Raw genomic sequence first — 22565 nt, 5'->3', positions numbered from 1 at the left:
GCTTTAGCGCGGTGGTCCCACCTGACCCCATGCCGAACTCAGAAGTGAAACGCCGTAGCGCCGATGGTAGTGTGGGGTCTCCCCATGTGAGAGTAGGGAACTGCCAGGCATCAATTAAGTGAAGAGGCCATCCGGAAGGATGGCCTTTTTGCGTTTTTGTCCTTTCTAAAATCATCAAACACTATTCCAGTAACTCTTCCTAATCGCTTATCCTGCTAAGTAAATGTGTGATGTAAATCACAATGTTAAATATAACAAAAATATAACATTTCATTTACTAATGATTGGGGCATTCAGCTTCCAACGCGCTTAAGTCTTATGGCAGGAGCACAGTAAAATGACTGAAAGTATCACATCGCACGGGACGCTGGCTGACAGCGATACCCGGCGCAGGGTATGGGCGATCGTCAGCGCCTCATCAGGTAATCTGGTCGAATGGTTCGACTTCTACGTTTACTCGTTTTGTTCCCTCTATTTTGCCCATATCTTTTTCCCGTCCGGGAATACCACAACCCAGTTGCTACAAACCGCAGGGGTATTTGCTGCCGGATTTCTGATGCGGCCGATTGGCGGCTGGCTATTTGGCCGAATTGCAGACAGACAGGGGCGCAAAACCTCAATGCTGATCTCCGTTTGCATGATGTGTCTGGGATCGTTGGTGATCGCTTGCCTGCCTGGGTATGACACCATCGGCACATGGGCACCTGCATTGCTGTTACTGGCTCGTTTGTTCCAGGGGCTCTCAGTCGGTGGTGAATATGGCACCAGCGCCACTTATATGAGTGAAGTTGCCGTTGAGGGACGGAAAGGTTTTTACGCCTCTTTCCAGTACGTCACACTCATCGGCGGGCAGTTGCTGGCTATTCTGGTTGTGGTCGTTCTGCAGCAGATCCTGACCGATGAACAATTACATTCCTGGGGATGGCGAATTCCTTTTGCGATGGGGGCCGTTCTGGCCGTGGTCGCTTTATGGCTGCGTCGCCAGTTGGATGAAACTTCGCAAAAAGAGGTAAGGGCACTGAAAGAAGCAGGATCGATGAAAGGGTTATGGCGCAACCGCAAAGCCTTTTTGATGGTATTAGGATTCACCGCTGGCGGTTCACTCAGCTTTTACACCTTCACAACGTATATGCAGAAGTATCTGGTCAATACCACGGGAATGCATGCCAATGTTGCCAGTATCGTGATGACCGCCGCGTTGTTTGTATTCATGCTCATCCAACCGTTGATCGGCGCGCTGTCAGACCGAATCGGACGGAGGACATCGATGTTAATCTTCGGTGGATTATCCGCTGTTTGCACAGTCCCTATTTTGTCTGCGCTGCAGCATGTTTCTTCACCGTATGCCGCCTTCGCACTCGTTATGCTGGCGATGGTGATCGTCAGTTTTTACACCTCGATCAGTGGAATATTAAAAGCGGAAATGTTCCCTCCCCAGGTCCGCGCTTTAGGGGTGGGATTGTCTTATGCGGTGGCTAACGCGCTCTTCGGTGGTTCTGCAGAATATGTCGCGCTAACGCTGAAGTCGGTAGGAAGTGAAAACACCTTTTTCTGGTATGTGACCGTCATGGGGGCGTTGGCATTTATTGTTTCGCTGATGCTGCATCGCAAAGGAAAAGGCATTCGACTTTAATAATGAGCCAGCTGCCACACGGCAAAGCCGGTTGTGGCACCGGCCACATCCCATGCAAAATCTTTCCAGCTCCAGCCGCTCCCAGCAGGGCGGCTGTCCCACAATTCTTTAGAGGCACCAAGGCTTACGGAAAACATGAGTCCGTAAACCGCGCTGCGATCGCGGCTGTAACCCTGGTGTTGTGCGTATTCATTGCCCGCTGCAGAGAGCATTGCCGAGGCGATAAAATGCTGAGCCTTATCCTGACCTTGCCAACTGTCATTGGCCATATGGCTGCAGCCTGAAAGCAAGAAGGGAGAGAGCAGGAGAAAGTTTCGCATAACGGACTCCAAAAAAAAGCCCCGTCGATGACAGGGCTGGTTCGTTACAGAATACGGCTGATGAGGCGGTCAATACGAATACGACGTAACCGGCGGATAAGCTTACGCACTTTCACCGGATAATCTGCAATGCTCTGCAAATCGCGGTAATGGCGAACGGTTGTCGTATGAGTACGAATCAATTCGAGTTCACGGTCACGCTGAGCAGAAAGCTCGTGTCGTGGATCGTGGATCAAGATGGCGTTTTCCAGATCCAGACGCCAGGCTCGCGGATTGAGGTTATTCCCGGTCAGAAGCATCCAGTCGTCGTCAACCCACATCCCTTTGAGATGATAGCTATTGTCTTCGTCTTTCCAGAGGCGCACCACCAGTTGATCGGTGTTAACGTAATACTGTAGGCGGCTCAGGAAGCGACGTAGGTTGATCTCATACAGATACGGCAACGCACCGATAATCTTGAACGGCTGATCTTCCGGGATAAAGAAGTCGTTGGCGGTCTTATCTCCGACAATGATTTCGACTTTTTTACCGTCGCGCAGTAGCTGAATAATGTTGCGGACCAGTATCGCCGGTAAGTTGAAGTACGGCGTACAGATCGTCAGCTTTTGCTCAGTACACGGCATCAAATGATAGATGGTTTTATTCAGCAGGCTGGATTTCCCCAGGCCCACCAGTGGCGTAACGGAAAGCTGTTCGTTATCTGCATCACCCTGGAAATGATAGACCGCATCACGCAGTTCCTGACGGAAAAGGCGGATGTCATTTTTGATTTCCGGGCTCTTTGGACGATGAGGATCGTCAAGGCGATTCACACCACGGCCATGTACAAGGTTTTGATCGACCCAGTTAAACATGATGTCCGTCATCTGTGCGTTGCGGATCAGATGATAACGGTCGTAGCGATATTTATCGAGTTGGTGCAAGTAAACGTCATTGAGGCTGGCACCGCTGTACAGTACACAGTCATCAATGATGAAACCTTTGAAATGCAGAACACCAAGCGCTTCACGTGTGTTTACGGGCACTCCGTAAACACGAACATCAACCCCTGGGTTTTCTTGCGCCATACGGCAGTACCAGTCAGCATTGGTATTGGACGCTGCCGCACCAATTCGACCGCGTTGCGCGCGATGCCAGTCAACCAGTATACGAACGTCAAGTTCCGGGCGCTGGCGTTTAGCTTCATAGACAGCACTTAAAATAGCGCGTCCGCCTTCATCCTGTTCAAGATAAAGCGCCACAATGCAAATACGCTGCGTGGCGCTCGCGATCTTTTCCAGAAGCGTCTCCCTGAAATGGGCGGGAGCGTAAAAGAACTCGACATCATCAACTGACTGAGAAATCTTCGGTAGTTGAGCAAGGTGTTGTTGATGTTTGTTACGCTTAAATTTTGACAACATCACAGTGCGTATCTTCTCTGTTCATTGAAGGGTTATCTGGCATCTGCAGACAACATAAGTGGACAATGATACCACCAGTGCTTGCTAAAGTGGTCAACATTTCCAGTACCTTACTCTTGAGCGGACGTCGCTGCCAGACGGAGCGAGAGGGCGACAATCCCTTCGTCCAGCTGAACATCTACGTCAAATCCAAGTTTGCGCGCCAGGGTGATCATGCCCCGGTTATTGGGCATAGTAATCCCATTCAGGCAAAGTAATCCGTGATCGCGCGTGTATCCGATCAGTTTTTCCAGCAGCCGCCGCCCAAGTCCAAGACCTTTTAGATCGGAACGAACCAGCACGGCAAATTCCGCATCTATGTTGTCAGGATCAGAAATTGCGCGCGTGACGCCGAGGATCTCATCGCCTTCTTTACGATGGCGAACGGCAACAAACGCCATTTCCCGATCGTAGTCGATCTGGGTCATATTGGCTAAATCTTCATGGGTAAATTCGCTGATTTCACTGAAGTAGCGATAATACAAATCTTCTTTCGTGACTTGCGCGATAAAGGCCCGCAGCTGCGGCTCATCTTCAGGCAGGATAGGGCGAAACAGCACCTGCTCGCCATTTTTCATCTCCACCCACTCTTCCAGCTGCAGAGGATACGGGCGAATCGCCAGCCTGCTTTCCCGGTCACCTGTAAACGGCGCAATATCCAGCGTCACGTCCAGCGCGATAAATTCATTGCCAGAAGCCAGTAGCGGATGAATATCCAGCCGCTGGATCTCGGCGCAATCGACGATCAGGTTCGACACCTGGACGAGAAACTGACTCAGACCGGCAATATTCAAAGCCTGGAGTGCGCTGCGCCCGCGGATTTTTTTACTCTTAATCGCCTGAATAACCAGGTACCGCGCCAGATTCATGTTCAGCGGCGGCAGCGCGACGACTGCCTGCTCTTCCGGTCGCCACTCAACGCCTCCTTCCCCCAGCATAATCAGCGGGCCAAAGACCGGGTCGTGCTCCACGACCACTCTGAGTTCCTGCGCCCCGGCGCGGTTCGCCATGCTCTGAACCAAAAGACCGTGGACTCTTGCCTGCGGCCAGGCCATTTTGACGCGATCGAAAATCGCCTCAGCGGCCTGCTGCACTTCCGCTGCCGTACGCAAATAAAGCATGACGCCCTGCACATCCGATTTATGCGGAATATCAGGAGAACGAAGCTTTAGCGCCACTGGATAACCAATCTGCTCGGCAATATGCACTGCCTCGGCGCTGTCGCTCGCGATCCAGGTGGGCAAGGTTTTCATGCCATAGGCATCCAGAATCGGTTGTACCTCATGGGTATCAAGCGAAGATGCCCCCTCTTCAATTGCCTGGCGCAGCAGATTGTGGGCTTCGGTCGCATTAGCCGCCAGATTACCGGGTAATGCCGGTGTTTCTCTCAACTGCTTCTGGTTGCGACGGTATTCCACCATATGCATAAATGCGGTAATGGTGCCTTCTGGCGTCCGATAGGTCGGTAATCCCGCTTCGCTGAAGAGACGTCGCGCTTCCTGTGAGGAATACTCTCCGCACCAGTTGGTCAGCAGGCTGACATATTTTCCGCGAGGATGATTCTTGACGGCATCAATCAACGCTCGAGCGCTTTGGCTGCCGGGTGCAACTGCGCTAGGCGAATGAATCACCATCAACGCATCAAAATCCTGGCTATCCAGTAATATTGAGATGGCCTGGATATAACGTTCGCTGCTGGCATCGTCCCGTAAATCAAGCGGATTGCCCGGCGTTACGCTTGCAGGCAACGCTTCACGTAGCCGATGGAGTGTCTCCTCGCTCAGCGCGGCCAGCTTTCCGTTCCGTAACCACAGTTCATCAAGGGCGAGTGCGGCAGGCGCCGCGCCATTACTCAAAATCATCAGCCTTTCACCCCGCAGCGGGCGCATATGGCTTAAGGTCTCTACCGCAGAAAACAGCTCATGAGTATCCTGCACACGCAGCAAACCGGCGCGCTGAATGGCGGCATCCCAGGCTGGGTCCATCCCCGAGTGAGAATGCAGTAAGCGCTGCGCCGCCGGGCTACGACCACTTTTAATCACCAGAATCGGTTTATTACGTGAGGCGCTACGAGCAGCGGAGACAAAGCGGCGCGCATCGCTCAGATGTTCGAGATACAAAAGGATTGCGCTGGTTTTACTGTCACGGGCCAGGAAATCCAGCAGCTCATCGACATCAATATCCAGGCTATCGCCCAGCGCGATGAAATACGAAAATCCCATCTCACGCTGCTGCGCCCAGTCGAGAATGGTGTTGGAGACAGCCGCTGACTGGGAAATAAAAGCCAGTTTGCCCTGACGGATTGGCACCGGAGAAAAACTGGCGTTCAATCCCTGCCACGGAGCCAAAAGCCCCAGGCTGTTAGGCCCAAGCAAGCGCATCTGATATCGGCTCGCGCAGGCCAGTAATTCTGCCTGCTGCTCAGGCGGTGAAGAGAGAATAATACAGGTTTTGCACCCTTTCTCACCCAGTGCTTCCAGCAGGGTGAGATTGCGCTTGGCATGAGTACAGAGGATGGCGAGATCAGGGACGAAGGGCAGGCTTTGTATGTCAGGCCACGCCAGCACGCCCTGAACGGCTTTATACGCCGGGGTGACAGGCATGACCGGGCCATTGAATCCACCGGCCAGCAGGTTGCGCATCATTAAATATCCGGCGCGGTCGGGCTTCATGGATGCCCCGATCACGGCGATAGATTTAGGGCGGAGTAGCGCTTCTAGCCCTCGCTGGCTCATACAAGTCTCCTGTAAACGCGAGTGACCTGATGATTTTAAACGCTTTCCGGCTCTTCTGCTGTGACGCTTCCCGTACGAATGGGTTTTCCTGCCAGATAGCGCTCGCGAAAGCACGAAAAATGCTTGCCCAGAGCGCTGGCGGCGGCAGTATCGTTTGCCAGATCCAGCAGGGCGATGGCGACTTCCGCCGTGCAATACTGCCCCTCAGCATGGGCTTCACGCAGACGATAAGCAGACACGCGTGAAAGATCGACAGAAATCACCGGCAATGCATCCAGGTAAGGGCTTTTACGAAACATTTTTCGTGCTTCGGTCCAGGTGCCATCCAGCATAATAAAAAGCGGCGGTTTGCCTGTTGAGGGCGCAGAAATCACCTCGCGATCCGCGCCAGCATAGGATGCGGGGAACACCACCATTGGCTGATAATCGGGATTGGCGACCAAATCGAGAAGCGCCTGAGGCGGCTCGGTGCGAGACCACTGAAACGCAGCGGTGTTTGGCAAAATATCCGCGATCAACCGTCCGGTATTGCTGGGCTTCATAGGTTCGGTGTCGAACATAACCAGGCAAAATCGGCTCTGTGCATGGCTGGCTGTCAGTGTTTCGCACAAGCATTGTTTCAGCGGCAGCAGGCAACGCTGGCAGCGGCGAACACGGTTGCCACGAGCAAGAAAAGGACGGGTCGCACGCGCAAGGCGTTCGGCGCGCAGCTGGAGTACGGCGTTATCAGTCATGGGAGGGGCGCATAAAAAACGCCATTCTCGCAGAGGGAAGAACGGGGCACAAGATATGCCCCGTGATTGTTAGAGGCTTTCGTTCAGCCAGCTTTCAAAAGGAGCCTTCGGCACGGCACCGTTGAGCATATCGACGACTTCACCGTTTTTGAAAATCATAATGGTCGGAATACTGCGAATACGAAAACGAGCACTTAACTCACGTTCAGCCTCAGTATTCACCTTCACGAAGCGTATTTTACCGCTACGCTCTTCTGCGACATCTTCAAAGATCGGCGCAAAGTTACGGCACGGGCCGCACCAGGGAGCCCAGAAATCGACCACGACTGGCAGATCGTCTTTCAGTAATTTATCAAGGGTTTCGCCGGTTGCGTTAATCACGTCGCCATCGAAAAGCTCATGACCGCAACGCCCGCATTTTGCCCCATCATCAATTCGGTCATCCGGAATGCGATTGAGGGCCTGGCAGTTGGCACATACGGTATTCATAACTAACCTCTGATAGAGCAGTGGGACAAAGCGGCAAAATGCCGATAATGTTTCGGATATGTTACATATTATCATCGACCCTGTTTGAAACGACAATGCGTTTTATTCAATGGGAACAATAGTCACAGGCTTTTGTACGAAATAATGGCTATGCGCTGACACATCGGGTAATCTGCGCGCTTCGCGCAGCGCTGGTGGAGAAAAGCATGAACGACGAACTGAAGAATAAAAGCGGCAAGGTCAAAGTGATGTATGTCCGCAGTGATGATGATTCTGACAAACGCACCCAAAATCCGCGTACCGGAAAGGGTGGGGGGCGTCCGGGTCCATCTCGTGCAGACGGTGGCCGTCGCCCCGCCCGCGATGACAGAAATAACCGTGGTGATGACCGCAAACGTGATGACCGCAAGCCGGGCGATCGCCGCCGCGACGACCGTCCACGTGATGATTTCCCACGTGATGCCTCACCGTGGCGTACCGTTTCCCGCGCACCGGGTGAAGAAGCACCGGCAAAAGCCGATCACGGCGGGATTAGTGGTAAGAGCTTTATCGATCCGGAAGTTCTGCGCCGTCAACGCGCAGAAGAAACCCGAGTCTATGGCGAGAATGCCTGCCAGGCCCTGTTCCAGAGCCGTCCGGAATGTATCGTTCGCGCCTGGTTTATCCAGAGCGTTACGCCGCGTTTCAAAGAAGCACTGCGCTGGATGGCGGCAAACCGCAAAGCCTACCATGTGGTAGATGATGCTGAGCTGACCAAAGCATCCGGTACCGAGCATCACGGTGGCGTTTGCTTCCTGATCAAAAAACGTAATGGCACGACCGTCCAGCAATGGGTTAGTCAGGCTGATGCCGACGATTGCGTGCTGGCGCTGGAAGATGTGGGCAACCCTCACAATCTGGGTGCGATCATGCGTAGCTGCGCACATTTCGGTGTGAAAGGCGTGTTGTTGCAGGATGCGGCGGTTGTCGAATCCGGTGCGGCGATTCGTACTGCCGAAGGTGGTGCGGAGCACGTACAGCCTATTACGGGCGAAAGCGTTCTGGATGCCATCGAAGAGTTCCGCAAAGCGGGCTACTCTATCGTGACAACCTCCAGCCATAAAGGTACGCCGCTGTTCGAAGCGACACTACCGCGCAAAATGGTGCTGGTGCTGGGTCAGGAACGTGACGGACTGTCTGATGCGGCGCTCTCTTCTGCCGATCTGAGCGTTTCCATCGCGGGTACTGGCAAAGTAGAAAGCCTCAACGTTTCCGTTGCAACTGGCGTCCTGCTGGCTGAATGGTGGCGTCAGAACAAAGCATAATGAGCTTTGTGTTCTTATGCCCGGTGAATGCCGGGCATATATCCTCTTATCCCTTCTAAAAAATCACTCACTTTCCGCCGGTAACACGGGCATCCAGTCGATTGGTGCTTCATTGCGTTTTTTCAGCCATTCATTCGCCAGTACAAAGTGATTACAGCCAAAAAAGCCGCGATGAGCCGACAGTGGCGAAGGATGCGGCGCTTTCAGGATATGATGACGTTGCCCATCGATAATTGCCCCTTTCTTCTGCGCGTGAGCGCCCCACAGCAAAAAGACCACGCCTTCACAATGTTCATTGATGAGGCTAATGACTTTATCCGTAAAGGTTTCCCAGCCCAGGTTAGCGTGAGAATGGGCTTGCCCTGCGCGAACGGTTAACACCGTATTGAGCAGCAGAACGCCCTGACGTGCCCAGCTCTCCAGGTAGCCATGCATAGGCCGGGTAAATCCAGGTATCGAACCTTCCAGCTCTTTATACATATTCAGCAGCGAAGGGGGCGTGGCAATCCCCGGACGTACTGAAAACGCCAGACCGTGCGCCTGTCCCGGACCGTGATACGGGTCCTGGCCCAGAATCACCACTTTCACATCATTGAGTTCGGTATAGCGAAAGGCGTTAAACACATCTTTCTGCGGGGGATAGATCGTCTGACCGGATTGCCGTTCTGTGGCGACAGTGCTGAGCGTATTCACAAAATAGGGTTGTTGTTTCTCTTCTGCCAGCACGCCATGCCAGGTCTTAAGGGTAGTCATGATGCTCTCCTGCATATCTTAATGGCGACTAGCTTAACCGTTTAAGAGAAGGGAATAAAATCCATCGCGAAATTTGCGCCTAAGTCTTTCAATTTAATTTGAAATACTCAAATTAATGCTGTTTATGGCTTGGTGTAAATTGATTTAAAACAATAAAATCAAACCACACTCTTTGTGTGGTCGGTGATTTTGTTGATTTAAATCAAAGAATCATGGTGTGGCGGCTGATATATATACACTCAAGCAACAATGGTTTTACCAATTGGCCGCGAGAGGCCGACATCCATGAATTAATGTAGCCCTGGAGGCAAAACATGATTACAGGTATCCAGATTACTAAAGCTGCAAACGACGATCTGCTGAACTCTTTCTGGCTGCTGGACAGCGAAAAAGGCGAAGCGCGTTGCGTCGTTGCTAAAGCCGGTTTCGCTGAAGACGAAATCGTCCCGGTCAACAAGCTGGGTGAGATTGAGTACCGTGAAGTGCCAATGGAAGTTCAGCCAGAAGTTCGCGTGGAAGGGGGTCAGCACCTGAACGTTAACGTTCTGCGCCGTGAAACTCTGCTAGACGCAGTTGAACATCCAGAGAAATACCCGCAGCTGACCATTCGTGTTTCTGGCTATGCGGTACGCTTCAACTCTCTGACCCCAGAACAGCAGCGTGACGTTATCGCGCGTACCTTTACTGAAAGCCTGTAAGGTTTGAAGTTTTGGGGAAATAAAAAAGCCGGGTGATTAACCCGGCTTTTTTTTACTCTTCGTTCTGTGAAGTCGGCGTAGTGCCACTTGGCTTACGGCGCTTACCAATGTTTTTGGCATCGCGATGACGGTTCTTCACGCGCGGCTTCTCTTTTGCTTCTTCTTTTTTCTTCTCTGCACGCTTCGCGAGCACTTTCTTGGACGGTTTACCCGTCATTTTTTCGCTCGGCGCACGCGTGGTTGGACGCAGTTCATCAATGACGCGGGCTTTGACTGGTTCTTCGATGTAACGTCCCACTTTCATCAACAGCATGTAGTCGTGCGCTTCAACCAGTGAGATCGCAATACCCTTACGGCCTGCACGACCAGTACGGCCAATGCGGTGCAGATAGGTATCACCGGTACGCGGCATGTCGAAGTTTATGACATGGCTGACATCAGGAATATCGATACCGCGCGCGGCTACGTCGGTGGCAACCAGAACGTTGACGCGACCTTCGGTCAGACGCTTAATGCCTTCGGTACGCTTCGCCTGTGGCATATCGCCTTCAAGATAGCAGTTATCGATACCGGCTGAACGCAGCATATTCGCCAGCTCATGCACACGCTCGCGCTTACGCACAAACACGATGGTACGGGTGGTGTCATCTTGTTTCAGCAGGTGCTTGAGCAGCTCAACTTTGTGCTCAAGATTGTCGGCGCGGTAATACCACTGGTGGATCTTTTTGCGCTCACGCGTGGACGGCGTAGCAGACACTTCAGCCGGCTCATTCAGCAGGCGTTCAGCGAAGTCTTTAATCGCGTCACCTTCCAGAGTGGCCGAGAAGAGCATTGTCTGTTTGCGCCAGCGCGTTTCGCCCGCAATGTGTTCGATATCTTGTGCAAAGCCGAGTTCCAGCATACGGTCTGCTTCATCAAGGATCAGCGTTTCCACAGCGCGGCAGTCAAAGTTTTCTTCTTTGATGTACTGCATCAAGCGTCCGGTTGTCGCCACCACAATATCCTGGTTCTCACTGAACACTTCGGCGTGGTTCATATAGGCGACACCACCGGTGATGGTGGCGATATCCAGATGTGTATTCGCGGCCAGTTCACGGGCATGTTCTGCGACCTGCACGGCTAATTCACGTGTCGGTGTCAGGATCAAAATGCGCGGTGGGCCTGATTTCTTGCGTGGGAAGTCGATCAGATGCTGCAAGACAGGCAGCAAATATGCCGCCGTTTTACCGGTGCCTGTCGGCGCAGAACCGAGTACATCACGGCCTTCTAACGCAGGCGGAATTGCAGCCGCCTGGATGGCAGTTGGGCGTGTGAAGCCTTTATTCTGGAGAGCTTCCAGCAGGCATTCATCGAGTTCAAGTTCGGAAAAAGTCGTTACAGTCATGTTCTACCTCTGTGTGGGGCGCTGATTATAGACGTTATGGCTGCAATCTTCATCTGTTTGTGGATATCCCTTTTCCGCCACTTCGCTTTCCCCTATGCTAATCCAGTTTTATTTAAGAAGGTTGCTTGGACATGTCTCAACCCAAAGCGCAGTTGCGCCGCGATGGTTTTACCTTTAAACAGTTTTTTGTGGCTCACGATCGCTGTGCGATGAAAGTCGGTACTGACGGTATCTTACTGGGTGCGTGGGCGCCCGTCGCGAAGGTTAAGCGAATTTTGGATATTGGTGCTGGAAGCGGGCTATTGGCGCTGATGCTGGCACAACGAACCGAGCAGCATGTCACTATTGATGCGGTTGAACTTGACGAGCTAGCCGCCAGTCAGGCCGGGGAGAACGCTGCCGAATCACCGTGGGCGTCTCGCGTTTGGGTGGAATGTGCCGATATTCTCGCATGGGCGCCAGAGCAAACCGCGCGCTACGATCTGATTGTCAGCAACCCGCCTTATTTTGAACCGGGCGTAGAGTGTGCCACGCCTGAGCGTAATCAGGCGCGTTACACAGGCACACTGGATCACCAGGCGTTGTTGATATCGGCGGCGAATTTGATCTCAGAAGAGGGCTTTTTCTGCGTCGTTTTGCCTGAAAGCACCGGCAACGTGTTTATTAAAAAAGCACTCGAGATGGGCTGGTTCTTACGTTTACGAACCGATATTGCCGATAACGAAGGACGACTGCCGCACCGCGTTTTATTAGCACTCTCCCCAAAAGAAGGAGAATGCTTTAGCGACAGGATGGTTATTCGTGGGCCAGATCAGTGCTACTCCGAAGCCTACACCGCGCTGACCCAGGCGTTTTATCTGTTTATGTGAGCGAGCGGAGCCAGCACCGAAGGGCCGGATACTGCTAATTGATCGGGGTAGTCAAGCGTGTAATGCAGGCCCCGACTCTCTTTGCGCATCATCGCACAGCGGACAATCAGCTCCGCGACTTGCACCAGATTGCGCAATTCCAGCAGATTGTTCGAGACGCGGAAGTTAGCGTAATACTCGTCAATTTCCTGCTGCAGCATCGTGATCCGGCGCAGTGCACGCTCAAGGCGTTTGGTGGTACGCACGATCCCGACGTAATCCCACATAAAGAGCCTCAGCTCATGCCAGTTGTGCTGAATCACGACCAGTTCATCGGGATTATCCACCCGACTTTCATCCCATGCAGGAAGACTCTCCACCTGACGGGCATACGGCATCCGTTTGGTAATATCTTCTGCGGCTGACCAGCCGTAAACCAAACACTCCAGCAGCGAATTTGACGCCATGCGGTTCGCGCCGTGAAGCCCGGTATAACTCACTTCACCGATAGCATACAGACCATCGACATCGGTACGGCCATGATCGTCCACCATTACGCCACCGCAGGTATAGTGTGCGGCGGGAACAATCGGCACCGGTTCTTTGGTCAGGTCGATCCCAAGGCCCAGTAATTTCTCATAGATTGTCGGGAAGTGCTGGCGAACAAAATCAGCGGGCTTATGGCTGATATCGAGATACATACAATCAACGCCGAGACGTTTCATCTCGTGGTCAATGGCGCGGGCCACGATATCGCGCGGGGCAAGCTCGCCACGCTCGTCGAAGTCAGGCATAAACCGCGTGCCGTCAGGACGCTTGAGATACGCGCCTTCACCCCGCAGGGCTTCGGTTAGCAGGAAATTACGCGCTTGCGGATGGAAGAGGGCGGTTGGGTGGAACTGGTTAAACTCCAGATTGGCGACGCGACAGCCTGCGCGCCATGCCATCGCAATTCCGTCCCCGGAAGAGATATCCGGGTTAGTGGTGTATTGATACACCTTGGATGCGCCACCTGTTGCCAGTACCACGGATTTCGCCTGGCAGGTTTCAACTGTCTCTTTGTTGCGATTCCAGACCCACGCACCGACAACACGCCGTGTGCCTGGCAAGCCAATTTTATCGGAGATAATCAAATCCACCGCATTACTGCGTTCAAGGATCTGAATATTGGGGTGATTGCGCGCCTGACTCACCAGTGTAGTTTCGACGGCTTTGCCAGTGGCATCAGCGGCATGAAGAATACGACGATGGCTATGACCGCCTTCTCGGGTGAGATGGTAGCCCTCTTCACCGTTCGGCTGGACGTGAGTATCAAATAACACGCCTTGATCGATAAGCCATTGAACGCAATCACGAGCATTGCTGGCAACGAATTCCGCCGCATGTGCATCAACAATGCCTGCGCCTGCAATCAACGTGTCTTCTACGTGAGAGGCAATGCTGTCCGTTTCATCAAACACGGCGGCGATTCCGCCCTGTGCGTAGAACGTTGAGCCTTCGCTCATCGGCCCTTTGCTCAGGACAATAACTTTCTGATGTGAGGCCAGTCGCAGCGCCAACGAAAGCCCGGCCGCGCCGCTGCCGATAATCAGTACGTCACAATGCAGTTCTGGAGTTGTGTTCATGATGTTTGTTTAATTTACTAAACAGTGTTTGGCCAGAATAGCACCCGAATGCGATGAATCGCACGTTTTTTTTAGGTCGTGTTGCGCAGCCTAAACATAAACAGAAGCTCAAAAAACGCGTAAAAGAACGAAAATATTTTGCGAAGCAGATCGTTAGCTTCAGATTATGTGGTGAAATAAACCCTGTCTTGCGGTACTCTTCGGGCAGCAAAAATACCATTTCTTATCAGAAACTGGGGTACGTATCGTTAACAGACATATAATGAGAGAAAATGAACTGTCTGCATCACGATGAACAAAAACAAAGGCGTAACGGAACTTATTGATGAACATACACTCTAACCTCGTGCTTGCTCACATTGCAGTGTTTTTAGAGTGGCGTTTCGATGACGCGTGGAATTTAGGTTTGGGGAGACATTACCTCGGATGAGCGAGCAGTTAACGGACCAGGTCCTGGTTGAACGGGTCCAGAAGGGAGATCAGAAAGCCTTTAACTTACTGGTGGTTCGCTACCAGCATAAAGTGGCGAGTCTGGTATCCCGCTATGTGCCGTCAGGAGATGTTCCTGATGTGGTGCAAGAGTCATTCATAAAGGCCTATCGTGCGCTGGATTCTTTCCGGGGAGATAGTGCTTTTTACACCTGGCTGTATCGCATTGCAGTCAATACAGCAAAGAATTATCTGGTCGCTCAGGGCCGTCGTCCGCCGTCTAGTGATGTGGATGCTATTGACGCTGAAAACTTCGAAAGTGGCGGTGCGCTGAAAGAAATTTCGAACCCTGAGAACTTAATGTTGTCAGAAGAACTGAGACAAATCGTTTTTCGCACGATCGAGGCACTCCCGGAAGATTTACGCATGGCAATTACCTTGCGGGAGCTTGATGGACTCAGCTATGAAGAGATAGCAGCTATCATGGATTGTCCGGTCGGAACGGTTCGTTCGCGAATCTTCCGTGCGCGAGAAGCTATTGATAATAAAGTTCAACCGCTTATCAGGCGTTGACGATAGCGGGATACTGGAAAAGGTATTAGGCATGCAGAAAGAAAAACTTTCCGCTTTAATGGATGGTGAAACGCTGGACAGTGAGCTGCTTAACGAGCTCTCTCACTCTCCCGAGATGCAAAAGACCTGGGAGAGTTACCATCTCATCCGCGACTCTATGCGCGGTGATACGGGCGATGTTCTCCATTTCGATATCTCTTCACGCGTAATGGCGGCAATTGAGAACGAGCCTGTACATCAGACCACTCCGCTGATTCCTGAAGCCCAACCTGCGCCGCATCAATGGCAGAAGATGCCATTCTGGAAAAAAGTGCGTCCGTGGGCCAGCCAACTCACCCAAATGGGGGTGGCTGCATGCGTATCGCTTGCAGTTATCGTTGGCGTCCAGCACTATAACGGTCAATCAGAAGCTAACCAGCAGCCTGAAGCGCCAGTGTTCAACACACTGCCGATGATGGGTAAAGCAAGTCCGGTTAGTTTGGGTGTGCCAGCCGCCGATGCATCAGTCAGTCCGGGCCAGCAACAGCAGGTTCAGGAACAGCGTCGTCGCATTAATGCGATGCTGCAGGACTATGAGTTGCAGCGTCGTCTGCACTCTGAGCAGCTCCAGTTTGAGCAGGCACAGACCCAGCAGGCTGGTGTGCAAGTGCCAGGAAACCAAACTTTAGGAACGCAATCGCAGTAATGAAGCAACTTTGGTGCGCCATGTCCTTAGTGGCGGGTAGCCTGTTCTTTTCTGCCAACGCCTCGGCTGATTTATCGTCCGGGGCGTTGTTGCAGCAAATGAATATGGCCAGCCAGTCACTCAATTATGAGTTGGCTTTTGTCAGTATCAACAAGCAGGGCGTTGAGTCGTTGCGCTATCGTCATGCTCGTCTTGATAACCAGCCGCTCGCCCAGCTATTACAACTCGACGGTCCGCGCCGTGAAGTTGTTCAACGCGGTAATGAAATCAGCTATTTCGAACCGGGTCTCGAGCCGTTTACGCTGAATGGCGATTACATTGTCGATTCACTCCCGGCCCTCATCTACACCGACTTCAAGCGTCTGTCGCCTTACTACGACTTTATTTCCGTTGGCCGTACACGCATTGCGGACCGGCTGTGCGAAGTGATCCGCGTGGTGGCGAGGGACGGTACGCGTTACAGCTACATTGTCTGGATGGATGCTGAGAGCAAACTGCCGATGCGTGTTGATCTGCTCGATCGTGATGGCGAAACGCTGGAACAGTTCCGCGTCATCTCCTTCTCGGTAGATGGTCAGGTGGGCAACAGCATGCAGAATCTGGCGAAAGCGAGCCTCCCGCCACTTTTGTCAGTGCCTGCAGGCGATACCGTGAATTTCAACTGGGTGCCATCGTGGATACCGCAAGGTTTTAGCGAAATATCCAGCAGTCGCCGTCAGCTTCCGACCATTGAAACACCGGTTGAGTCGCGCCTCTATTCTGATGGATTGTTCAGCTTCTCAGTGAACATCAACCGCGCGACGGCAAACAGTAGCGATCAAATGCTGCGTACGGGGCGCCGGACCGTGAGCACAACCGTGCGCGACAATGCTGAGATCACCATTGTGGGCGAACTTCCCCCGCAAACGGCGAAGCGCATTGCTGACAGTATTAAATTCAGGGCCGCACAATGATCAAAGAATGGGCCACGGTAGTGTCGTGGCAAAATGGCGTCGCGCTGGTGAGCTGTGACGTGAAAGCGTCATGCAACAGCTGTGCCTCACGCGCAGGCTGCGGCAGCCGGGTACTAAACAAACTCGGGCCTCAAACCACGCACACCATTTCCGTGCCGAGCGAACAGCCGCTGACGGTTGGGCAAAAAGTTGAACTGGGTATTGCTGAAGGCAGCCTACTGGGTTCTGCGATGCTGGTGTATCTCTCACCCCTGGTTGGATTATTTGTTGTCGCCGGCATTTTCCAGATGCTGTTTGGCACTGATCTTGCGGCAATGTGTGGCGGAGTTTTAGGTGGCGTCGGTGGTTTTATGCTGGCGCGCGGCTTTTCTCAGAAGCTTGCTGAGAAAGAGGCCTGGCAGCCCATTATCCTCAGCGTGGGGCTCCCGCCAGACATGCTTCGTGTTGAAACGCTCTCTTCAGAAGCCCGGTAAATCATCGGGCTTTATCTTTATTTACATCCCAGAACTGAAAACGTCCTTCCCTGACGCTATGCTTGGCTTGAAGAGCATTTCCTGGTGACGAAGATGTAGTGTAGAATGCTGCGTTTTCGCACTGAAAAACGTCAGGCTAAGAACAGCGGCCTCCAGGAATTCGTAAGGCATAATTATTTAACTATATGAAGAACATACGTAACTTTTCGATCATTGCTCACATTGACCACGGTAAGTCGACGCTGTCTGACCGTATTATCCAGATTTGCGGTGGCCTGTCTGATCGTGAAATGGAAGCCCAGGTACTGGACTCCATGGACCTGGAACGCGAACGCGGTATTACCATCAAAGCGCAGAGCGTGACGCTCGACTACAAAGCCCTTGATGGTGAAACTTATCAACTGAATTTCATCGACACTCCAGGCCACGTTGACTTCTCCTATGAAGTTTCTCGTTCTCTGGCAGCCTGCGAAGGTGCGCTGCTGGTGGTCGATGCCGGGCAGGGCGTAGAAGCTCAGACCCTGGCGAACTGCTACACCGCGATGGAAATGGATCTCGAAGTGGTGCCGGTTCTTAACAAAATAGACCTGCCGGCCGCCGATCCTGAGCGTGTTGCAGAAGAGATTGAAGACATCGTCGGCATCGATGCCACTGATGCGGTGCGCTGCTCTGCGAAAACCGGCGTCGGTGTTCCTGATGTGCTGGAACGTCTGGTGCGTGATATCCCTGCACCGGAAGGTGACGCGGATGGCCCGCTGCAAGCACTGATCATCGACTCCTGGTTTGATAACTACCTTGGCGTTGTGTCGCTGGTCCGTATTAAAAACGGCACCATGCGTAAAGGCGACAAAATCAAAGTGATGAGCACCGGCCAGGTATACAACGCTGACCGTCTGGGCATTTTCACGCCGAAACAGGTTGACCGTACCGAGCTGAAATGCGGCGAAGTGGGCTGGCTGGTATGTGCGATCAAAGACATCCTGGGCGCGCCAGTAGGCGATACGTTGACTCAGGCGCGTAATCCGGCAGACAAAGCGCTCCCAGGCTTCAAAAAAGTGAAGCCACAGGTTTATGCGGGTCTGTTCCCGGTCAGCTCTGACGATTACGAAAACTTCCGTGATGCGTTGGGCAAGCTGAGCCTGAACGATGCCTCTCTGTTCTATGAACCAGAAAGTTCCACCGCGCTGGGCTTCGGCTTCCGCTGCGGCTTCCTGGGTCTGCTGCACATGGAAATCATTCAGGAACGTCTGGAGCGCGAATATGATCTGGACCTGATCACCACGGCCCCGACCGTAGTGTATGAAGTTCAGACCACCAACAAAGAGATCATCTACGTCGACAGTCCTTCCAAGCTGCCGCCGCTGAACAATATCGAAGAGTTGCGTGAGCCGATCGCCGAATGTCACATGCTGCTGCCGCAGGAATACCTCGGTAACGTCATTACCCTGTGTATCGAGAAGCGTGGCGTGCAGACCAACATGGTTTACCACGGTAACCAGGTTGCGCTGACCTATGAAATCCCGATGGCGGAAGTGGTACTCGACTTCTTCGACCGTCTGAAGTCGACCTCTCGCGGCTATGCGTCGCTGGACTACAACTTTAAACGCTTCCAGGCGTCCAACATGGTGCGTGTAGATGTATTGATTAACAGCGAGCGTGTCGATGCGCTGGCGCTGATCACCCATAACGATAACGCGCCGTACCGTGGTCGTGAACTGGTCGAGAAAATGAAAGAGCTGATCCCACGTCAGCAATTTGATATCGCGATTCAGGCTGCCATTGGCAACCACATCATTGCCCGTGCAACAGTGAAACAGCTGCGTAAAAACGTCCTGGCGAAATGCTACGGCGGTGACGTTAGCCGTAAGAAGAAACTGTTGCAGAAACAGAAAGATGGTAAGAAGCGTATGAAGCAGGTCGGTAACGTTGAGCTGCCACAGGAAGCGTTCCTTGCCATTCTGCACGTTGGCAAAGACGGAAAATAATCCTTAAGGAGTTGGCATGGCGAACATGTTTGCCCTGATCCTGGTCATTGCGACCCTGGTGACGGGGCTGTTGTGGTGTCTGGATAAGTTTATTTTCGCCCCTAAGCGCCGCGAACGTCAGGCTATTACCGGTGAACAACTGGATGCGAAAACCATGAAAAAAGTCAGCCCTAAACCGGGCTGGCTGGAAACAGGTGCTTCTGTTTTCCCGGTTCTGGCGATTGTGCTGGTGGTGCGTTCGTTTATTTATGAACCTTTCCAGATCCCGTCCGGTTCGATGATGCCAACGCTTTTGATTGGCGATTTTATTCTGGTAGAGAAATATGCCTATGGCATTAAAGATCCTATCTACCAGAAAACGCTAATCGAAACCGGTCATCCAAAACGTGGTGATATCGTGGTCTTCAAATACCCTGAAGATCCACGTCTGGATTACATCAAACGTGCCGTCGGCCTGCCTGGCGATAAGGTGAGCTACGATCCAGTGGCGAAAGAAGTGACCGTTCAGCCGGGCTGTAGCTCTGGTACGGCGTGTGAAAACGCGTTGCCGATCACCTACTCCAACGTTGAGCCCAGCGATTTCGTGCAGACCTTTGCCCGTCGTAACGGCGGGGAAGCGACCAGCGGTTTCTTCCAGCTGCCAAAAGGCGAAACCAAAGAAAACGGGATTCGTCTGGTTGAGCGTAAAGAAACGCTGGGTGACGTGACGCACCGTATTTTAACGGTGCCGATCGCCCAGGATCAGTTGGGGATGTACTACCAACAACCTGGTCAGCAGCTTGCTACCTGGATTGTTCCACCAGGACATTACTTCATGATGGGTGATAACCGCGATAACTCTGCGGACAGCCGTTACTGGGGCTTTGTTCCGGAAGCCAATCTGGTCGGCAAGGCAACCGCCATTTGGATGAGTTTCGAGAAACAGGAAGGTGAGTGGCCGACCGGCGTTCGCCTGAATCGCATTGGCGGAATCCATTAATTCCTGTTATTTGCGCACATAACCCTCGTAACTGAGGGTTATGTGAATTATTTAAGAGATAATCTCACCTGGCTAACGACATACCCTGTCGTTGCGTATAGAATATTCCCCCGAAGTTTAAGGTTGGCGCTGACTCAGTGCCACGGCACACGAAACCGCGTTGGTTGTATCAGGTCGGTTTCGTGTGCTGCATTTTTGACGCATTCATTTACTGGTATCGCATGAACCCCATCGTAATTAATCGGCTTCAACGGAAGCTGGGCTACACTTTTCAGCATCAGGAGTTGTTGCAACAGGCATTAACCCACCGCAGTGCCAGCAGCAAACACAATGAGCGCCTCGAGTTTTTAGGCGACTCCATTTTAAGTTACGTGATCGCCAATGCGCTTTATCACCGCTTCCCTCGTGTGGATGAAGGTGATATGAGCCGTATGCGCGCCACGCTGGTACGCGGCAATACGCTTGCCGAGATTGCACGCGAGTTTGAGCTGGGTGAATGCCTGCGACTCGGGCCGGGTGAACTGAAAAGCGGTGGTTTTCGCCGTGAATCTATTCTCGCGGACACTGTCGAAGCATTAATCGGTGGTGTTTTCCTCGACAGCGATATTCAGACGGTTGAACAACTCATTCTGAACTGGTACCAAACGCGTCTGGACGAAATTAGTCCAGGCGATAAACAAAAAGATCCGAAGACTCGTTTGCAGGAATACCTGCAGGGTCGCCACCTTCCTCTGCCATCTTATCTGGTGGTGCAGGTACGCGGCGAAGCACACGATCAGGAATTTACCATCCATTGCCAGGTTAGCGGCCTGAGTGAACCGGTGGTTGGCACAGGTTCAAGCCGTCGCAAGGCTGAACAGGCTGCCGCCGAACAGGCGTTAAAAATGCTGGAGCTGGAATGAGCGAAGAAAAAAGTTACTGCGGTTTTGTTGCCATCGTCGGACGTCCGAACGTCGGCAAATCAACGCTACTGAATAATCTGCTTGGGCAGAAAATTTCTATTACGTCCCGTAAGGCGCAAACCACGCGTCACCGCATCGTCGGTATTCATACTGAAGGCCCGTATCAGGCGATTTATGTCGATACCCCAGGCCTGCATATGGAAGAGAAGCGTGCGATCAACCGCCTGATGAACAAAGCGGCGAGCAGCTCTATCGGTGACGTTGAGCTGATCATCTTTGTGGTTGAAGGCACTCGCTGGACGCCGGACGATGAGATGGTGCTGAACAAACTGCGCGATGGCAAATCGCCGGTCATTCTTGCGGTCAACAAAGTTGACAACGTGCAGGAAAAAGCCGATCTGCTGCCGCACCTGCAGTTCCTGGCAAGTCAGATGAATTTCCTCGACATCGTTCCACTGTCTGCGGAAACCGGTATGAACGTCGATACCATCGCTGGTATCGTGCGTAAACATCTGCCAGAAGCCATTCATCATTTCCCGGAAGATTACATCACCGACCGCTCCCAGCGCTTTATGGCGTCTGAAATCATCCGTGAAAAACTGATGCGTTTCCTGGGTGCAGAACTGCCGTACTCCGTGACCGTGGAGATCGAACGCTTCCAGACCAACGAACGCGGCGGGTATGACATCAACGGGCTGATCCTCGTTGAGCGTGAAGGGCAGAAGAAGATGGTGATTGGCAATAAAGGCGCCAAAATCAAAACCATCGGAATCGAAGCACGTAAAGATATGCAGGATATGTTCGAAGCCCCGGTTCACCTGGAACTGTGGGTGAAGGTCAAATCCGGCTGGGCTGATGACGAGCGCGCATTGCGTAGTCTCGGTTACGGCGACGACGTATAAGACAACGAACATGACTGAAGGCTGGCAGCGCGCATTCGTCTTGCACAGCCGTCCGTGGAGCGAAACCAGCCTCATGCTGGACGTCTTCACGGAAGAATCCGGTCGCGTGCGCCTTGTGGCTAAAGGCGCACGCTCCAAACGCTCTAACCTGAAGGGCGCGCTACAACCCTTCACTCCGCTGCTGGTTCGCTTTGGTGGACGCGGCGAAGTCAAAACCCTGCGCAGTGCCGAAGCCGTCTCTCTGGCGCTTCCGCTGTCGGGTATCACGCTCTATAGCGGTCTGTACGTCAACGAACTCATCTCCCGCGTCCTTGAGCACGAAACCCGCTTCTCTGAACTCTTTTTCGATTACCTGCATTGCATCCAGGCGCTGGCTGGCGCAACGGGCACGCCCGAACCCGCATTACGTCGCTTTGAGCTGGCGCTGCTCGGCCATCTTGGCTACGGCGTGGATTTTCTGCACTGCGCGGGGAGCGGTGAATCCGTGGATGACGCCATGACCTACCGCTATCGTGAAGAGAAAGGCTTTATTGCCAGCGTGGTTATCGACAACACAACGTTCACCGGACGGCATCTCAGGGCGCTGTATGAGCGAGAATTTCCTGACCAGGATACCTTACGCGCGGCAAAACGCTTTACCCGAATTGCCCTCAAGCCGTATCTTGGTGGCAAGCCCTTAAAGAGCCGCGAATTATTCAGGCAGTTTGTGCCAAAGCGTTAAC

22 protein-coding genes and 1 rRNA gene are annotated in these 22565 nt (G+C 52.8%); 15 read left to right on the top strand and 8 right to left on the bottom strand.

The window, feature by feature from the left end; all coding sequences use genetic code 11:
- Both rrf and C3708_RS22740 read left to right on the top strand, forming a co-directional pair.
- Positions 1-109, top strand: a 5S ribosomal RNA gene (gene rrf / locus C3708_RS22745); the annotation flags it as partial.
- 228 nt (positions 110-337) lie between these two features.
- Positions 338-1633: an MFS transporter gene (locus tag C3708_RS22740; protein WP_103950375.1), complete on the top strand. Its 1296-nt coding sequence runs from the start codon at positions 338-340 to the stop codon at positions 1631-1633.
- Here the strand turns inward: C3708_RS22740 and C3708_RS22735 are convergent.
- From C3708_RS22735 to trxC, 5 genes are all read right to left on the bottom strand, one after another.
- Positions 1630-1953 (bottom strand): YfiM family lipoprotein, encoded by a 324-nt coding sequence (locus C3708_RS22735; RefSeq protein WP_095282957.1) that lies wholly within the window; start codon positions 1951-1953, stop codon positions 1630-1632. The two genes, C3708_RS22740 and C3708_RS22735, sit on opposite strands and share 4 nt — an antisense overlap.
- A 44-nt stretch (positions 1954-1997) precedes the next feature.
- Positions 1998-3353, bottom strand: a complete 1356-nt coding sequence (pssA, locus tag C3708_RS22730) for a CDP-diacylglycerol--serine O-phosphatidyltransferase (RefSeq protein WP_103947272.1) — start codon at positions 3351-3353, stop codon at positions 1998-2000.
- Between the two features lie 110 nt (positions 3354-3463).
- Positions 3464-6127 carry a protein lysine acetyltransferase gene (gene pat, locus C3708_RS22725; RefSeq protein ID WP_103950374.1) on the bottom strand — a complete coding sequence of 888 codons (2664 nt, stop codon included), beginning with the start codon at positions 6125-6127 and terminating at the stop codon, positions 3464-3466.
- 35 nt (positions 6128-6162) lie between these two features.
- Entirely contained in the window at positions 6163-6861 is a 699-nt protein-coding gene (gene tapT / locus C3708_RS22720; protein ID WP_095282954.1) for a tRNA-uridine aminocarboxypropyltransferase, read from the bottom strand.
- Between the two features lie 69 nt (positions 6862-6930).
- Positions 6931-7350 carry a thioredoxin TrxC gene (trxC, locus tag C3708_RS22715; protein ID WP_103947274.1) on the bottom strand — a complete coding sequence of 140 codons (420 nt, stop codon included), beginning with the start codon at positions 7348-7350 and terminating at the stop codon, positions 6931-6933.
- A gap of 206 nt (positions 7351-7556) precedes the next feature.
- Here trxC and C3708_RS22710 point away from each other — a divergent pair, with 206 nt between their 5' ends.
- On the top strand, positions 7557-8654 hold the full coding sequence (locus tag C3708_RS22710) for a tRNA/rRNA methyltransferase (protein ID WP_095282952.1): 1098 nt from the start codon (positions 7557-7559) through the stop codon (positions 8652-8654).
- A gap of 63 nt (positions 8655-8717) precedes the next feature.
- Here C3708_RS22710 and ung read toward each other — a convergent pair whose 3' ends face one another.
- Complete coding sequence (gene ung / locus C3708_RS22705; protein WP_103950373.1) at positions 8718-9407, bottom strand: uracil-DNA glycosylase; 690 nt, start codon at positions 9405-9407, stop codon at positions 8718-8720.
- A 314-nt stretch (positions 9408-9721) separates the two neighbouring features.
- Between ung and grcA the strand changes: the two genes are divergently transcribed.
- On the top strand, positions 9722-10105 hold the full coding sequence (gene grcA / locus C3708_RS22700) for an autonomous glycyl radical cofactor GrcA (protein ID WP_095282950.1): 384 nt from the start codon (positions 9722-9724) through the stop codon (positions 10103-10105).
- A 52-nt stretch (positions 10106-10157) separates the two neighbouring features.
- Here grcA and srmB read toward each other — a convergent pair whose 3' ends face one another.
- Positions 10158-11489: an ATP-dependent RNA helicase SrmB gene (gene srmB / locus C3708_RS22695; protein ID WP_095282949.1), complete on the bottom strand. Its 1332-nt coding sequence runs from the start codon at positions 11487-11489 to the stop codon at positions 10158-10160.
- A gap of 131 nt (positions 11490-11620) precedes the next feature.
- On the opposite strand from srmB, the gene C3708_RS22690 reads away from it, so the two are divergent.
- The gene (locus C3708_RS22690) at positions 11621-12358 is read left to right on the top strand and encodes a tRNA1(Val) (adenine(37)-N6)-methyltransferase (RefSeq protein ID WP_103950372.1); all 738 of its coding nucleotides are present in this window, start codon (positions 11621-11623) and stop codon (positions 12356-12358) included.
- Here C3708_RS22690 and nadB read toward each other — a convergent pair.
- Positions 12343-13962 (bottom strand): L-aspartate oxidase, encoded by a 1620-nt coding sequence (gene nadB / locus C3708_RS22685; protein WP_103950371.1) that lies wholly within the window; start codon positions 13960-13962, stop codon positions 12343-12345. The genes C3708_RS22690 and nadB overlap by 16 nt on opposite strands.
- Positions 13963-14287: 325 nt before the next feature.
- On the opposite strand from nadB, the gene rseD reads away from it, so the two are divergent.
- The 10 genes from rseD (at position 14288) to recO (ending at position 22564) form a co-directional block, all read left to right on the top strand.
- A complete protein-coding gene (gene rseD / locus C3708_RS23650) occupies positions 14288-14392 on the top strand; it encodes a rpoE leader peptide RseD (protein WP_233210446.1) in 105 nt (34 codons plus the stop codon).
- The gene (gene rpoE / locus C3708_RS22675; RefSeq protein WP_095282946.1) at positions 14389-14964 is read left to right on the top strand and encodes an RNA polymerase sigma factor RpoE; all 576 of its coding nucleotides are present in this window, start codon (positions 14389-14391) and stop codon (positions 14962-14964) included. Before rseD ends, rpoE begins: the two co-directional genes overlap by 4 nt.
- A 31-nt stretch (positions 14965-14995) precedes the next feature.
- Positions 14996-15649, top strand: coding sequence for an anti-sigma-E factor RseA (gene rseA / locus C3708_RS22670; RefSeq protein ID WP_103950370.1), 654 nt, complete (start codon positions 14996-14998; stop codon positions 15647-15649).
- A complete protein-coding gene (gene rseB, locus C3708_RS22665) occupies positions 15649-16602 on the top strand; it encodes a sigma-E factor regulatory protein RseB (protein ID WP_095282944.1) in 954 nt (317 codons plus the stop codon). Before rseA ends, rseB begins: the two co-directional genes overlap by 1 nt.
- Positions 16599-17075 (top strand): SoxR-reducing system protein RseC, encoded by a 477-nt coding sequence (gene rseC, locus C3708_RS22660; protein ID WP_103950369.1) that lies wholly within the window; start codon positions 16599-16601, stop codon positions 17073-17075. Before rseB ends, rseC begins: the two co-directional genes overlap by 4 nt.
- A 185-nt stretch (positions 17076-17260) precedes the next feature.
- Positions 17261-19060 carry a translation elongation factor 4 gene (lepA, locus tag C3708_RS22655; protein ID WP_095282942.1) on the top strand — a complete coding sequence of 600 codons (1800 nt, stop codon included), beginning with the start codon at positions 17261-17263 and terminating at the stop codon, positions 19058-19060.
- A 16-nt stretch (positions 19061-19076) separates the two neighbouring features.
- On the top strand, positions 19077-20039 hold the full coding sequence (lepB, locus tag C3708_RS22650; RefSeq protein ID WP_103950368.1) for a signal peptidase I: 963 nt from the start codon (positions 19077-19079) through the stop codon (positions 20037-20039).
- Positions 20040-20260: 221 nt separating this feature from the next.
- Positions 20261-20941: a ribonuclease III gene (gene rnc / locus C3708_RS22640; protein WP_095284345.1), complete on the top strand. Its 681-nt coding sequence runs from the start codon at positions 20261-20263 to the stop codon at positions 20939-20941.
- On the top strand, positions 20938-21843 hold the full coding sequence (gene era / locus C3708_RS22635) for a GTPase Era (protein WP_095282940.1): 906 nt from the start codon (positions 20938-20940) through the stop codon (positions 21841-21843). The genes rnc and era overlap by 4 nt, the downstream gene beginning before the upstream one ends.
- Positions 21844-21853: 10 nt before the next feature.
- Positions 21854-22564, top strand: coding sequence for a DNA repair protein RecO (gene recO, locus C3708_RS22630; protein WP_095282939.1), 711 nt, complete (start codon positions 21854-21856; stop codon positions 22562-22564).
- The last annotated feature ends 1 nt before the right edge of the window (position 22565 follow it).

Origin of the sequence: Lelliottia sp. 7254-16 (genome assembly GCF_002922995.1) — a bacterium.
Taxonomy (GTDB): domain Bacteria; phylum Pseudomonadota; class Gammaproteobacteria; order Enterobacterales; family Enterobacteriaceae; genus Enterobacter; species Enterobacter jeotgali.
Note: the sequence above shows the minus strand (reverse complement) of the source record. Positions and strands in the feature narration are given on the sequence as shown.